Below are 13,242 nucleotides of genomic sequence, written 5' to 3' on the forward strand. Positions count from 1 at the left end.
CCTGGAGGAATGCCATGGACGTCATCTCCGTCATCCGCACCAAGCGGGACCGCGGCGAGCTGAGCCCCCAGCAGATCGACTGGGTCATCGACGCCTACACCCGCGGCGAGGTCGCGGACGAGCAGATGTCGGCCCTGGCCATGGCCATCTTCCTCAACGGCATGAACCGCACCGAGATCGCCCGCTGGACCGCCGCGATGATCGCATCCGGCGAGCGGATGAACTTCGACACGCTTTCGCGCCCGACCGCCGACAAGCACTCCACCGGCGGCGTCGGCGACAAGATCACGCTGCCGCTCGCCCCGCTGGTCGCCGCCTGCGGCGCGGCCGTCCCGCAGCTGAGCGGCCGCGGCCTCGGTCACACCGGTGGCACGCTCGACAAGCTGGAGTCGATCCCCGGCTGGCGCGCGCTGCTCTCCAACGAGGAGATGCTGAACGTCCTCGACACCACCGGCGCGGTCATCTGCGCTGCCGGCGACGGCCTCGCCCCCGCCGACAAGAAGCTCTACGCGCTGCGCGACGTCACCGGCACCGTCGAGGCGATCCCGCTGATCGCGTCCTCGATCATGTCGAAGAAGATCGCGGAGGGCACCGGCTCGCTGGTCCTCGACGTGAAGGTCGGCACCGGCGCGTTCATGAAGAACATCGACGACGCCCGCGAACTGGCCTCCACCATGGTCGCACTGGGCACCGACAGCGGCGTGAAGACCGTCGCCCTGCTCACCGACATGTCCACCCCCCTCGGCCTGACGGCCGGCAACGCCCTCGAGGTCCGCGAGTCCGTCGAGGTCCTCGCGGGCGGCGGTCCCGCCGATGTCGTCGAGCTGACCCTCGCGCTCGCCCGCGAGATGCTCGACGCCGCCGGGATCAAGGACGCCGACCCGGCGAAGGCCCTGGCCGACGGCTCCGCGATGGACGTCTGGCGCCGGATGATCGCCGCCCAGGGCGGCGACCCGGACGCCGCGCTGCCCGTGGCCCGCGAGCAGCACGTCGTCACCGCGTCCGCCTCCGGTGTGCTGACCCGCCTCGACGCCTACGACATCGGCATCGCCGCGTGGCGCCTCGGCGCCGGCCGCGCCCGCAAGGAGGACCCGGTGCAGGCCGGCGCGGGCGTCGAGATCCACGCCAAGCCGGGCGACACGGTGACGGCGGGCCAGCCGCTGCTGACCCTCCACACGGACACGCCGGAGAAGTTCGACTACGCCCTGGAGTCCCTTGGCGCGGCCTACGACATCGCGGAGCCGGGCACGGCCTTCACGGCGAACCCGATCGTGCTGGACCGCATCGCCTGACTCGGCGGCGTCGACGGGGCCGGTGGACGTCACCGGTCCCGGCGCAGGCGCTGCGATGAGTTCCCGTCGCGGCGCCGGTCTCTTCCGGTGTGGACCCCATGAAGCCTGCTGTCATGTGCATCACCGGTCGGATCGTCCCGGCCGATGTGCCGCGCCTCTGTGAGGAACTCCGTCGCCTGCTCCGTGACGACGGACCGGGCGACGGACCTCCCCGTGAGGTGTTCTGCGACGTCGGCGGGCTGGCGCAGGTGAACCTCGCCGCCGTGGACGCCCTCGCACGACTGCACCTCACGGCGCGCCGGCACGGCAGCCGGCTCCGGCTCATGAACGCCGGACCCGAACTGCTCGCCCTGCTGGACCTGGTGGGCCTGCCGGAACTGGCCGAAGCCGCCTAGGTCTTTCGTTCGGTTCAGGCCGGCGAGCCCGGCCTGAACCGAACGAGAGGCCTCAGGCCGGTTCCGCCTCCTCGACCGCCACCGGCGCGCCCGTCTTGTCCAGCCGCGCCGGCAGGTCGAACAGCGGGAACCAGCGCTTGGTGTCCAGGAAGAAGTCCATCCCGCCGATCTTGCCGTCCGACAGCTCGAGGACGATGAGCGCCCACGGCTCGTACCCCTCGCCGTCCGCCGACGGGTGGTAGTGGGCGAACGCCGGGACGCCGTTGGCCACCGTCGGCACCAGGCGTGAGCCACGGCAGACGTCGCCGACGCCGAGCATCCAGCCCACGATGTCGTCGTGGCCGCGCAGCCACAGGTCGTAAGGGGGCATGGACATCGTCGCGTCCTCATGGAGCAGCGCCGTCAGCGCCTTCATGTCGTACCCCTCGAAGGCGGCGACATAGCGCTCCAGCAGCTGCTGCTGCTCCTCGTCGAGCGGGTCCGCCGCGTCCGACGTGGCCGGGCCCTGCTCGTTGAGCGTGGCGCGGGCCCGCTGGAGCGCGCTGTTGACCGACGCGACCGTCGTGCCCAGGAGCTCGGCGACCTCGCTCGCCTTCCAGGCCAGCACCTCCCGCAGGATCAGTACCGCCCGCTGCTTGGGCGGCAGATGCTGGAGTGCCGCGACGAACGCCAGCCGGATCGTCTCCCGCTCCACGGCCGTCTCCGCCGGGTCCGCCACCGAGGGCAGCACCCGGCCGTCGGGCACCGGCTCGAGCCAGGTGATCTCGGGGCGGGCGTTGAGCTGGGCCTGCGCGACCGGTGTGGGACCGGACAGGTCCATCGGGCGGGCGCGGCGATTACCGGCGTTCAGCATGTCAAGGCACACATTCGTCGCGATGCGATACAGCCAGGAGCGGAGGGAGGACCGGCCCTCGAACTTCTCGAAACTGCGCCACGCCCGGACCATCGTGTCCTGGACGGCGTCCTCCGCCTCGAAGGACGAGCCGAGCATCCGGTAGCAATAGCCGGTCAGCTCTCTGCGGTGCTGCTCCAACCGCGAATCCAGGTCCTGCGTCGCTGCCAGGTCACTCATCGGGTCCACCCCTGTCACCCATCGGTACCACCGCTTCGAAAGCTACCGCAGGCCACCGACACTCACCGCCGGACGGGAAAAACAGGGGTGGAGCCAGGAGTGTTTCAGTGGCGCGCGCCCGCCGGCACGAGCCGTGCCCGGGCCCGGGCCGCGTGCGACCCGTAGAGGGTGATCGACACGACGCCGAGGACCGCGAGCAGCCCGAGCAGCACCGTGCCGCCCCAGCCGCCGGTGTGGAAGGCGACCGCGCCGAGCGTGCCTCCCGCGCTGCTGCCCAGGTAGTACGCCGACTGGTAGAGCGCGGACGCCTGGGCGCGGCCCGTCTTCGCCGTACGGCTCACGGAGGACGAGGCGACCGCGTGGCCGGCGAAGAATCCGGCGGTGATCAGGACGAGGCCGAGGAGCACCGACGCCAGCGCGTCGGAGAGGGACAGCAGCAGACCCGCGGCGGTCGTGGTGACCGCGAGGTACAGCGCGCCCCGGCGCCCGAGCCGGGCGACGAGCTGTCCGGCCGCGGCCGAGGAGACCGTGCCCACCAGGTAGACCAGGAAGATCGAGCCGATGACGCCCTGCGGAAGGCCGAAGGGCTCCTCGACCAGCCGGTAGCCGATCACCGTGTAGACGGCGCCGAAGACGGTCATGAACAGCGCGCCGATCGCGTAGAGGCGCAGCAGCAGCGGATCGGCGAGGTGACCGCGAACGGCCCTCGCGAGGGTGCGGGGGTCGAGCGTTCCGGGCGTGAAGTGCCGCGCCTTCGGCAGCAGCGCGCGGAAGACCAGCACGCAGGCCAGTGCCATCACGCCGACCGCGGCGAGCGCGACGCGCCAGCCGAAGGCCTGTGCCACCCAGCCCGTGAGGATCCGGCCGCTCATGCCGCCGATGCTGTTTCCCGCCACGAACAGTCCGATCGCGCCGACCAGCGCCTTCGGCCTGACCTCCTCGGCGAGGAACGCCATCGCCGACGCGGGAAGACCGGCGAGTGCCGCGCCCTGCACCGCGCGCAGCACCACCAGCCACTCGACGTTCGGCGCGAACGGCACCAGCAGGCCCACCACGACCGCGACCGCGAGGGACGCGTTCATCACGGCGGTCCGCCCGTAGCGCTCCGACAGCGCGCTCATCGGCAGGACGCACAGGGCGAGCGCGCCGGTCGCGGCGGACACGGTCCAGCTGGCGGCCGACGCGGTGACGCCGAAGTCGGCGGAGACGGCGGGCAGCAGCGCCTGCGTGGAGTAGAGGAGGGCGAAGGCCGCCATCCCGGCGGCGAAGAGCGCGAAGCTCATGCGGCGGTAGCCGGCCACGCCGGGGGAGAGAAGGTCGGGGGACGACGGGGCGGCGCCCACGGTGGTGGACGCCTTGGTACTGGCAGGAGGCATACGTCGAAGGTAGGCTCCGGTTTTTCATGCGTCCAATGCATGAAACGGCGATAATCGTTCCCATGGTGCATGAACGCAGCTCAGGGCCCCGCCTGTCACCCGGTAGTTACGAAGAAGACATCACGCTGGAGCTTGCTCCCCGCCTCGCGTACTTCGCGGGCGTCGCCCGGCACGAGCATGTGACGCGCGCCGCACAGGACATGGGCGTCCCTCAGTCGACGCTGTCGCGGGCGATGGTCCGCCTCGAAGCGGACCTGGGCGTCACCCTGTTCGCCCGCAAAGGCCGCACGGTCTCGCTCACCCCGGCCGGCCGCACGTTCCTCGTCTCGGTCGAGCGGGCGCTGGCCGAGGTGGAACGGGCCGCCGAGTCCGTGCGCGCCGACACCGACCCGCGATCGGGAAAGATCGCCTTCGGCTTTCTGCACACCATGGGGTCCGAGACGGTGCCCGGTCTGATCCGGGCCTTCCGCGCCGACCACCCGCGCATCCGCTTCACGCTCGTCCAGAACTACGGCGAGGCGATGATCGAACGGCTCCGGGCCGGCGAGCTGGACCTGTGTCTCACCTCGCCCGTGCCCGACGCTCCCGACCTCGTCGCCCGCCGCCTCGACGAGCAGCGGCTGCGTCTCGTGGTCCCCGACGACCACCGGCTCGCCGGCCGCAAGCGGGTCCGGCTCGCGGAGGCGGCCGACGAGAGCTTCGTGACCCTCGAACCCGGGTACGGCCTGCGGCGCATCACCGACGACCTGTGCGCCGAGGCCGGGTTCACGCCCCGCGTCGCCTTCGAGGGCGAAGAGGCGGAGACACTGCGCGGGCTCGTGGCGGCCGGCCTGGGCGTGGCCCTCCTGCCGCCGCCGGCCGTCGCCCGCCCGGGCGTCGTGGAGCTGACGGTGACGGCGCCCAGGGCGGCCCGCGAGATCGGTGTCGCCTGGCTCGACGGCCATCCGGAGACACCGCCGGTGGCGGAGTTCAAGCGATTCCTGCTGTCCCGGCGCGGCCGGCTGCTGCCGCAGTAGCCCGGTGGCCGTGGCCGCCGAAGCGCGTCGCGGCAGCGGCCGCCGACCGGCAGACCGGCCCCGCCGGGACCATGAGGCGCGGAGCCGTGCCGGGACCGTGAGACGAAGGACCCCGCCGGGACCGTGAGGTGCGGAGCCGCGCCGGGACCCCGTGAGACGAAGGACCGCGCCGGGACCTCCCGCCGGGCGTCAGTGGGCCGCGTCCAGCCTGGCGCGCTGGTCCTCGGTCAGCTCCAGGTCCACCGCCGCCAGATTCTCCTCCAGTTGTGCCACCGAGGACGCCCCCGCCAGCGGGATCACCGGCAGCGGGCCGCCGATCTGCCAGGCGAGGACCACCTGGTTCACGCTCGCGCCGGTCTCCTTCGCGACCTCGCGCAGCACCGCGAGCCGGGCGGGCGTGCCCGGGTGGTCGTAGTCCGGCGGCAGCGGCTTGTCCTCGCGGGAGTACGCCCCGCCGAGCAGCGGCGAGTACGCGACCAGGGTCAGACCGGGCTCGGCCCGCAGATAGCTCAGCAACTCCGCACCGGCGTGGCCGAGGCTGCCGTCCTCGAAGAGGTCGGACGGCATGTCGAGCCGCGGCCGCAGATGGCTGTGCTGGTACTGGAGGACCTCGTAGCCGGGCACACCGGCGGCAGCGGCGAGCGCGCGTGCCCGCTCGACGCGCCAGATCGCGTGGTTGCTCGCCCCGAGCAGCCCGACCGTGCCCTCCGCCACCAGCGCGCCGAAGGCCTCCACGGTCTCCGCGAGCGGGACCGTCCGGTCCTCGATGTGCGCGTAGAGCAGGTCGAGACGGTCGACCCCGAGGCGCTCCCGGCTGCGCTCCGCGGCCTCGCGGACCGCCTTGGCCGACAGGCCCTCCGCGTTGTCCACGTACCCGGTGCCGGGGGCGAGCGGCGCGGCGCCCAGCTTGGTGGCGACGACCACCTCGTCCCCGATGCCGCGGCTCCGGCGCCAGCGGCCGAGCAGCGCCTCGCTCTGCCCGCCGACATCGCCGCCGACCCAGAACGCGTAGTTGTCCGAGGTGTCGATGAAATTGCCACCGGCCTCGACGTAGCGGTCCAGGACGGCGAAGGACGTCTTCTCGTCGGTCAGGGTGCCGAACAGCATTGCGCCCAGCGCCAGCACGCTGACCTTCCGCCCGGTGCTCCGGTCGGTGCCGATGGTGCGGTACTTCATGGGTTGCCTCCCCTTCAGGCCCGAAGTTCCCGGGCTCGCAAGGGAGTCTGGATTTTGGAGCGCACTTCAAGTCAACCCCGTCAGGCTCGCAGCGACCGCCCGAATCCCGCCGCCAGCGGCATCCGCAGCCCGAGCGGCGGCGGCGCCGCGAGGGCGTCGGCGACCGGGCGGGCGTACGACCTGGTGAAGAGGGACCCGCGGACGAAGTCCACGGCCAGCGCCTGTACTTCCGCCTGGTACTGGCGCAGCGCGTGCCCGTCGGAGTGGACCTCGAAGCGGCAGATGTCGCGGTGGGACTTCTTGGCGCGCTCGGCGAGCCGGTAGGAGAGCTCCGGGTCCGTGCGCGCGTCATTGGTGCCGTGCACGATCAGTACCTGGCGGCCGGCGAGCTGCCGCACCGGCTCGGGATCCGCCGCCATGTCGTCGTCAGGCAGCCAAGGGGCCAGCGCCAGAACGGAGTTGACCGCGGGGTGCCCGGCCGCGTGCAGCGCCGCCCGACCGCCCATGCCGTGGCCGGCCAGGCACACGGGGACGTCCCCGTAGCGGCGTACGACCTCCTCCACCGCCCAGGTCGCGTCCGCGGCGAGCCGGGCGTCCGCCCCGTTCCAGCCGCGGCCGCGGTAGCGGACGCTGTGCACGACCAGCCCGTCGTCACGCCCCGCCTTCGCGAGCGTCCTGCCGAGCGGCAGTACGGCGGCGTACGACCACGCGGAGGCCCGGCGTGCCGACTCCGGTTCGCCGTCCGGCAGCAGCAGCACCGCCCCCGCCACCGCCGGGTCCCTCCCGTCGTTCCTGACGCCGGAACGCCCCGGCAGGCTGCCGAGCCTCGCCCGCGGGTTCCGCCCCCCTTGTTCCGCCCGTGCGACGGTCGTTCCACCGAGGGCGTTCGCCGCTGCGGCCTCAGCGGCCGGACGCCCCCACCACCGGGGCAGTGCGTGGTGTGCCATGGCAGAACAGTCTCAGAAGCCGAGGTGTACTCCACCCGTACGCACGGTCACTGTTACGTATCGACAGGCGATCCGAGGGGGCGCGCTCTACGCGCGTAGGGGCTAGAGTGCGCAGATGACGAGCCAGACCCTCAATTCGCCCACCGCGGACCAGATCCGCCGCGCCCCGAAGGTGCTGCTCCACGACCACCTGGACGGCGGTCTGCGGCCGGGCACGATCATCGAACTCGCCCGCGACGCCGGGTACGAGGCCCTTCCGGAGACCGAACCCGACAAGCTCGGCATCTGGTTCCGGGAGGCCGCGGACTCGGGCTCGCTGGAACGCTACCTGGAGACCTTCGCGCACACCTGTGCCGTGATGCAGTCCCGCGACGCGCTGTTCCGCGTGGCCGCGGAGTGCGCACAGGACCTGGCCGAGGACGGGGTCGTCTACGCCGAGGTCCGCTACGCCCCCGAGCAGCACCTCGAAGGCGGCCTGAGCCTCGAGGAGGTCGTCGAGGCGGTCAACGAAGGCTTCCGCGAGGGGGAGCGGCTGGCCCGCGAGAGCGGTCACCGGATCCGGGTCGGCGCGCTGCTCACCGCGATGCGTCACGCCGCCCGCGCGCTGGAGATCGCCGAGCTCGCCAATCGCTACCGCGACAACGGCGTCGTCGGGTTCGACATCGCCGGCGCGGAGGCGGGTTTCCCGCCCACCCGGCACCTCGACGCCTTCGAGTACCTGAAGCGCGAGAACAACCACTTCACCATCCACGCCGGCGAGGCGTTCGGGCTTCCGTCGATCTGGCAGGCGCTCCAGTGGTGCGGCGCCGACCGGCTCGGGCACGGCGTGCGGATCATCGACGACATCGAGGTGGCGGACGACGGCTCGGTGAAGCTGGGCAGGCTCGCCGCGTACGTACGGGACAAGCGCATCCCGCTGGAGATGTGCCCCACCTCCAACCTGCAGACGGGCGCCGCCGACTCCATCGCGGCCCACCCCATCGGGCTGCTGCGGAAGCTGCACTTCAGGACCACGGTCAACACCGACAACCGGCTGATGAGCGGCACCAGCATGAGCCGCGAGTTCGAGCTGCTGACCGAGGCGTTCGGATACACGCTCGACGACATGCAGTGGTTCACCGTCAACGCGATGAAGTCCGCGTTCATCCCTTTCGATGAACGGCTGGCGATGATCAACGATGTCATCAAGCCGGGCTATGCCGAACTCAAGTCCGAATGGCTGTTCCGGCAGACCGCCACAGGCGGGAACTGACCCCTCGCCGTCACCCGGACGGCACCTACACCGAAGCGGCCGGAGCGTCAATTTCCGGCCGCTTCGCGGTGTTTGCGGGGCATGTGCAAGCCTGACTAGCTTGCAGAGCCGCTCATGTTCCCGTCCCCAAGGATTCGTTCCTGATGAAGCAGTCTGCTGCAAAGACCCTCGGTGTCGCCGCTCTCGGTGCCGCCTTCGCCGCCGCCGCCGCGGGTACCGCCTCCGCGGCCCCCGCCGTACCCGACCCCACGGGTGCACTCGGCAACGTCTCCACGACGCTGCCGCTCAACGAGGTCACCGAAAAGCTGCCGGCGGGCGCGGCCGCGGTGCCCGCCACCACACAGGGTGCTGTCGGAGAGGCCGTTCCCGCGGGCGCGACCGACCCGGTCAGCGGCCTGCTCGGCGGCCTTCCGGTGGCCGGTGGCGGACCCCTCGGCGCTCTCGGCGGCCTCACCGGTGGCCTGCCCACCGGTGGCCTGCCGATCGGCGGCTGACGCACACAGCCGGCCCACGGACCGGCTCACGCCCGTGGGGCGCACTCCCGAACCGGGTGTGCGCCCCACGGTGTCTGTGCCAGGATCGCCGCCATGCGAGCCAAGACCGGCCGGATCCCCGTGCTCGGCGCCGTCTGCGCGCTGCTCCTGACCACGGCCGCCTGCACGGGCGGCGACGACGAAGGCCCCGGCGGTTCCTCGGGCGGACCGCCTTCGGGAACGAGCACCTCGCCCGGCGCCGCGACCGACACCGGCAAGGGCGGCGGCCCCGGCGGTGACGCCTCCGTACCGCTGACCGCGCCGGAGCTGGAGCGCGCGGCGCTCACCACCGACGACCTGACCGGTTTCCAGGTCTCCACAGGGAAGAGCGCGCTCGCCGCCTCGGGGCAGCCGACGGCCGACAGGTCCCCGTGCCAGCCGCTGGCCGACGCCATGGGCGACGAGCCGGACGGGCGCGCCCGGCACACCGTCAACCGGGGCCTCGGGTCGATCGACGACCTCGGCCTCGCGATCTCGGCCTCCCTCAGTTCGTACAGCGAGACCGACGCGATGAAGCTGATGGACGGCCTCGAAGCGGCGCTCGCCGCCTGCGGCGGCGGCTTCGAGGCGACGCTCGACGGCCGCGGCGCCTCCTACCGCGAGGTGAAGGCCGCGCCGCTCACCGTCCGGGGCGGCGACGAGACGGTCGGCTGGACCACGGTCGCCACCGGCGAGCACGGCGCGTCGCCCGTCCACCTGGTCGTCGTCCGCAAGGGCGCGACGGTGGCCCGCTTCATGGCTTTCGACCTCGCGGGCCGCGAGCCGCCCCGGGTTCCCGGGGCCGTCGCGGACAAGCAGCTGGCGAAGGTCGCGCGGGTGCTCGCAGGCTGACGGGCCGAGGAACGGGTCACCAGGCGCCGGCGGCCGGCTTCTCGGCAGGCAGCAGCATCCACAGAGCCAGGTAGAGCAGGAACTGGGGGCCCGGCAGCAGGCAGGAGGCCACGAAGATCACGCGCATCGTGGTGGCGGACGTGCCGAAGCGCCGGGCCAGCGCTGCGCACACTCCGCCGATCATGCGTCCGTCCCGGGGGCGGGCAATTGCGGCCATGGTGGGCTCCTTCACGAGAGCTGTCGCCGGGAGCCTCTCGGTGTGCTCCCGATGACTCCATGGTGGCTTCGCGAAGGGGGACGAAGCGTCGCTCTACGGGGCGATCCCGACCCTGGGAATCGTCGGGGTCGCCCCCTGAGAACCCTCGTCCCTGAGCACGGCCCCGCGTCGTACCTCGCGTCCCTGGCCGCGCAGCGCGGTCCCGCCGCGCGTACGCAGCAGCCTGCGGCGCAGCCGGGCACGGCCCGCGGGCACGACCGCGAGGTGGGCGAGTGCCACGCCGGTGGTGTTCAGCAGGAGCGAGTCGATGTCGACGACCTGACCGGGCACCCCGGTCTGCAGCAGCTCGATGCCGAGCGACAGCAGGGCGCCGGCCGCGACCGTACGGGCGAGGGACGCCCACGGGGACACGGCGAGACGGCCGCTCGCCATCGGCAGCAGGACCCCGAGCGGCGCCAGCAGGAGCAGTCCGCCGCCGATGTGCCGTGCGGCTTCGACGGGTCCGAGCTCCAGCGCGGCCTTGATCCCGGCCAGGGGTTCCAGGTTCGCCGCCGTCACCCACATCACGTCGAGTGGTCGCAGCGTCAGCCAAGAGACGAGCAGCAGATGGGCGAGGACGAGGACGACGCCCGCCACGCGGAAGCGAATGGCGGCACTGCCGCCCGAACCTTGACGCTGCACGCACCCCAAGACGCACGCCCGGCGGGAATCGGTTCCGCCGTTGTTCCGAGAGGGTGGCGGGACCCTCCTGCCGGGCCGGCCGGTGCCGACGGCGGGGTTCCCGCGGCGGCCTTGCTACCGGGCGCCCGGACCCGGCGAGGGCAGCGCGTCGAGCGTCGGCACCGCACCCTCCGGCCGCTCCTTGGTCCGCGAGGAGCACACATAGGCGTGCGGCGCGTAGTCCCCGGGACCGCCGAGCACCACGGCCCCGCCGGCCTCCGCGGCCCTGCTCTCCGCCAGGGTGCACACGATCTGGGCGAGGGCCGGTGTCGGCAGGTCCTCCGGCTGACGGCTCAGCCGCAGGGTGCCCTCGGGATCGCCCTCCCGGGCGCCGTTCACCAGCAGCGGCCCCCGCACGTACGTGGTGAAGCCCGCTTCCCGCTCCGGCGTGGACGGCTCCCTCAGCAACTCGTCCAGGAGCGCCTGGGCGAACTCGGGCGGGCTGTCGGCCGCCTTGCTCTCGGAGATCCGCGCGGTACGGTCCACCGACTCCAGCTGCGAGGCGCACACCATGTAGACGCGAACGGGTATGCCCTGCTCCTGCGCCTGCGGGGCGATGCTGCCGGCGGACACCTCGCACGGCACCCGTGAGGGCGCGGCCCCGGCGTCGACGGGCACCTGGGTGGTCCTGATGCCGCAGCCGGCGAGGGCCAGGGAGCCGGCGAGCACGACGAGCGCCGCGAGGGCCCTGCGGGCGCCGCCGTCCGTACCGCTCACCGGACGCGCGCGTCTCCCGCCGCGCTCCGGGCTTCGTGTCCCTGCCGTGAGGCGTTCCGGGCTTCCCGTCCGTGCCGTGACGCGTACCGCTTCACCGCCGACCGCTGTCACAGCGTGTCTTCCTCTCCCTGCGGGCGGCTGTCGTCCGCCACCGCGCGGCCGTCGGCGCCGGCTGCCCCGGAGGCGTCCGCGTCGCCCGTCCCGACCGCCTCGCAGTCCTCGATCGAGGACCCGTCGCGCGGCAGCGTCAGCACGAAGACCGCGCCGCCCTCGGGCGAGTTTGACGCGGTGATGTCACCGCCGTGGATATGGGCGTTCTCCATGGCGATGGACAGGCCGAGTCCGCTGCCCTCGGAACGCGGCCGGGAGGCGCTCGCCTTGTAGAAACGGTCGAACACGTGCGGCAGGACCTCCTCGGGGATGCCTGGTCCGTGGTCACGCACCTCGATGACCAGCTCGCCGTCGAGGGGCCGGACGGAGACCCGTACCGGCGAGCCGCCGTGCTTGAGCGCGTTGCCGATCAGGTTGGCCAGGATCACGTCGAGCCGGCGCGGGTCGAGGCGCGCCATGATGCCCCGCTCCGCGTCCAGCTCCACCGCGTCCAGCCAGGCGCGGGCGTCGATGCAGGCGGTGACCTGGTCGGCGACGTCCACCGTGTCCAGCACGAGTCTCGCGGTGCCCGCGTCGAAGCGGGTGACCTCCATCAGGTTCTCCACCAGGTCGTACAGCCGCCGGGTCTCGCTGACCACGAGGTTCACGGCGGGCGCGATCATCGGGTCGAGGCTGTCCGCCTCGTCCTCGAGCACCTCGGTGACCGCGGTGAGCGCGGTCAGCGGAGTGCGCAGTTCGTGCGACATGTCGGCGACGAAGCGGCGGCTCGACTCGTCGCGGGCGCTCATGTCGGCGACCTTCTTCTCCAGCGACGCCGCGGTCTTGTTGAACGTCCGTGCCAGTTCGGCCAGTTCGTCCGTGCCGGAGACACGCAGCCGGGTGTCGAGTTTGCCCTCGCCGAGCTGCCTGGCCGCCTCGCCCAGCCGGTGCACGGGCCGCAGCACGGTCGTCGCGGCCGCCTGCGCGAGCAGTGCGGAGCCGACCAGGGCGAGCAGTGTGGCGATGCCGAGCGACCAGCCGAGCGAGTTGAGGTCCTGCCGCTCCTGGTCGAGGGACTTGAACATGTAACCGGTCGGCCCGCCGCCCACGATGCGGGTGCCACCGACCAGGTACGGCTTGCCGCCGCGCTCGGTCCGCTGCCAGTAGAGGTGGTAGGGCACGGTGTTGCCGGCGCCGATCTCCTGCCGTTCGTTCACCGCGTCCTGGAGCGACTGCGGGACGTCCTCCTTGGTGAACATGTCGGGGTCGGACACGCCGACGATCGGCTTGCCCTCCGCCCGCTCACCGATGAGGAGCACGCTGTAACCGTCGCCGCCGTTGCCCATCTGCTCGGCGACGCGCTGCAACTCGTCCTGTGTGGGCCGCAGCGGCAGCGCCGCGGCACGGTTCTGCATGTCCTGCCGGAAGTCGTCCAGGGCCGCGTCCTGCGTACGTGTCAGCACCGCCTCGCGGTTGAGCCAGTACGCGATGCCGGACGCGGACACGGCGGCCGTGAGCGCGACGAGCGCGAACACCACCACCAGGCGCAGCCGCAGGCTCGTCAGGCGGATTCCGGTGAGTATGCCGCGCCGTGGAGCGCCGTCGCCG

At 72.5% G+C, this 13,242-nt stretch carries 14 protein-coding genes; 6 read left to right on the top strand and 8 right to left on the bottom strand.

The annotated features are described in order from the left end of the window. The first annotated feature begins 14 nt into the window (after positions 1-14). Together AB0K36_RS01830 and AB0K36_RS01835 are read left to right on the top strand one after the other, a co-directional pair. Positions 15-1,292, top strand: coding sequence for a thymidine phosphorylase (locus AB0K36_RS01830; RefSeq protein WP_364586871.1), 1,278 nt, complete (start codon positions 15-17; stop codon positions 1,290-1,292). A gap of 113 nt (positions 1,293-1,405) precedes the next feature. Continuing rightward, complete coding sequence (locus AB0K36_RS01835) at positions 1,406-1,687, top strand: STAS domain-containing protein (RefSeq protein ID WP_364586874.1); 282 nt, start codon at positions 1,406-1,408, stop codon at positions 1,685-1,687. 52 nt (positions 1,688-1,739) lie between these two features. Here AB0K36_RS01835 and AB0K36_RS01840 read toward each other — a convergent pair whose 3' ends face one another. Together AB0K36_RS01840 and AB0K36_RS01845 are read right to left on the bottom strand one after the other, a co-directional pair. Then, a complete protein-coding gene (locus AB0K36_RS01840; RefSeq protein WP_364586877.1) occupies positions 1,740-2,759 on the bottom strand; it encodes a sigma-70 family RNA polymerase sigma factor in 1,020 nt (339 codons plus the stop codon). A 104-nt stretch (positions 2,760-2,863) separates the two neighbouring features. Next, positions 2,864-4,135, bottom strand: coding sequence for an MFS transporter (locus AB0K36_RS01845; RefSeq protein WP_364586880.1), 1,272 nt, complete (start codon positions 4,133-4,135; stop codon positions 2,864-2,866). 62 nt (positions 4,136-4,197) lie between these two features. Between AB0K36_RS01845 and AB0K36_RS01850 the strand changes: the two genes are divergently transcribed. Then, positions 4,198-5,151 carry a LysR family transcriptional regulator gene (locus AB0K36_RS01850; protein ID WP_364586883.1) on the top strand — a complete coding sequence of 318 codons (954 nt, stop codon included), beginning with the start codon at positions 4,198-4,200 and terminating at the stop codon, positions 5,149-5,151. Positions 5,152-5,340: 189 nt separating this feature from the next. On the opposite strand, the gene AB0K36_RS01855 is transcribed toward AB0K36_RS01850, so the two are convergent. Together AB0K36_RS01855 and AB0K36_RS01860 are read right to left on the bottom strand one after the other, a co-directional pair. Further along, positions 5,341-6,327: an aldo/keto reductase gene (locus AB0K36_RS01855; RefSeq protein WP_364586886.1), complete on the bottom strand. Its 987-nt coding sequence runs from the start codon at positions 6,325-6,327 to the stop codon at positions 5,341-5,343. Between the two features lie 80 nt (positions 6,328-6,407). Beyond that, positions 6,408-7,274: an alpha/beta hydrolase gene (locus AB0K36_RS01860; protein ID WP_435877746.1), complete on the bottom strand. Its 867-nt coding sequence runs from the start codon at positions 7,272-7,274 to the stop codon at positions 6,408-6,410. A gap of 115 nt (positions 7,275-7,389) precedes the next feature. Between AB0K36_RS01860 and AB0K36_RS01865 the strand changes: the two genes are divergently transcribed. The 3 genes from AB0K36_RS01865 (at position 7,390) to AB0K36_RS01875 (ending at position 9,890) form a co-directional block, all read left to right on the top strand. Beyond that, on the top strand, positions 7,390-8,526 hold the full coding sequence (locus AB0K36_RS01865; protein WP_307707940.1) for an adenosine deaminase: 1,137 nt from the start codon (positions 7,390-7,392) through the stop codon (positions 8,524-8,526). A gap of 143 nt (positions 8,527-8,669) precedes the next feature. Next, positions 8,670-9,020: an ATP-binding protein gene (locus tag AB0K36_RS01870; RefSeq protein WP_364586889.1), complete on the top strand. Its 351-nt coding sequence runs from the start codon at positions 8,670-8,672 to the stop codon at positions 9,018-9,020. Positions 9,021-9,113: 93 nt separating this feature from the next. Next, positions 9,114-9,890 carry a hypothetical protein gene (locus AB0K36_RS01875; RefSeq protein ID WP_364586892.1) on the top strand — a complete coding sequence of 259 codons (777 nt, stop codon included), beginning with the start codon at positions 9,114-9,116 and terminating at the stop codon, positions 9,888-9,890. Between the two features lie 16 nt (positions 9,891-9,906). Here AB0K36_RS01875 and AB0K36_RS01880 read toward each other — a convergent pair whose 3' ends face one another. The 4 genes from AB0K36_RS01880 to AB0K36_RS01895 all read right to left on the bottom strand — a co-directional run bounded on the left by AB0K36_RS01880 (position 9,907) and on the right by AB0K36_RS01895 (position 13,217). Next, positions 9,907-10,107 (bottom strand): PspC domain-containing protein, encoded by a 201-nt coding sequence (locus AB0K36_RS01880; RefSeq protein WP_005312962.1) that lies wholly within the window; start codon positions 10,105-10,107, stop codon positions 9,907-9,909. 93 nt (positions 10,108-10,200) lie between these two features. Beyond that, positions 10,201-10,788 carry a VanZ family protein gene (locus AB0K36_RS01885; protein WP_364586895.1) on the bottom strand — a complete coding sequence of 196 codons (588 nt, stop codon included), beginning with the start codon at positions 10,786-10,788 and terminating at the stop codon, positions 10,201-10,203. Between the two features lie 114 nt (positions 10,789-10,902). Continuing rightward, positions 10,903-11,544, bottom strand: a complete 642-nt coding sequence (locus AB0K36_RS01890; protein WP_364586898.1) for a hypothetical protein — start codon at positions 11,542-11,544, stop codon at positions 10,903-10,905. 107 nt (positions 11,545-11,651) lie between these two features. Beyond that, positions 11,652-13,217: an ATP-binding protein gene (locus AB0K36_RS01895; protein WP_364587000.1), complete on the bottom strand. Its 1,566-nt coding sequence runs from the start codon at positions 13,215-13,217 to the stop codon at positions 11,652-11,654. Between the last annotated feature and the right edge of the window lie 25 nt (positions 13,218-13,242).

It is taken from the genome of Streptomyces kurssanovii (genome assembly GCF_040677245.1).
Taxonomy (GTDB): domain Bacteria; phylum Actinomycetota; class Actinomycetes; order Streptomycetales; family Streptomycetaceae; genus Streptomyces; species Streptomyces kurssanovii.

Coding starts and splice junctions, on each gene's coding strand:
- AB0K36_RS01830 (WP_364586871.1), top strand. CDS start 15: ATGGACGTCATCTCCGTCATCCGCACCAAGCGGGACCGCGGCGAGCTG.
- AB0K36_RS01835 (WP_364586874.1), top strand. CDS start 1,406: ATGTGCATCACCGGTCGGATCGTCCCGGCCGATGTGCCGCGCCTCTGT.
- AB0K36_RS01840 (WP_364586877.1), bottom strand. CDS start 2,759: ATGAGTGACCTGGCAGCGACGCAGGACCTGGATTCGCGGTTGGAGCAG.
- AB0K36_RS01845 (WP_364586880.1), bottom strand. CDS start 4,135: ATGCCTCCTGCCAGTACCAAGGCGTCCACCACCGTGGGCGCCGCCCCG.
- AB0K36_RS01850 (WP_364586883.1), top strand. CDS start 4,198: ATGGTGCATGAACGCAGCTCAGGGCCCCGCCTGTCACCCGGTAGTTAC.
- AB0K36_RS01855 (WP_364586886.1), bottom strand. CDS start 6,327: ATGAAGTACCGCACCATCGGCACCGACCGGAGCACCGGGCGGAAGGTC.
- AB0K36_RS01860 (WP_435877746.1), bottom strand. CDS start 7,274: ATGGCACACCACGCACTGCCCCGGTGGTGGGGGCGTCCGGCCGCTGAG.
- AB0K36_RS01865 (WP_307707940.1), top strand. CDS start 7,390: ATGACGAGCCAGACCCTCAATTCGCCCACCGCGGACCAGATCCGCCGC.
- AB0K36_RS01870 (WP_364586889.1), top strand. CDS start 8,670: ATGAAGCAGTCTGCTGCAAAGACCCTCGGTGTCGCCGCTCTCGGTGCC.
- AB0K36_RS01875 (WP_364586892.1), top strand. CDS start 9,114: ATGCGAGCCAAGACCGGCCGGATCCCCGTGCTCGGCGCCGTCTGCGCG.
- AB0K36_RS01880 (WP_005312962.1), bottom strand. CDS start 10,107: ATGGCCGCAATTGCCCGCCCCCGGGACGGACGCATGATCGGCGGAGTG.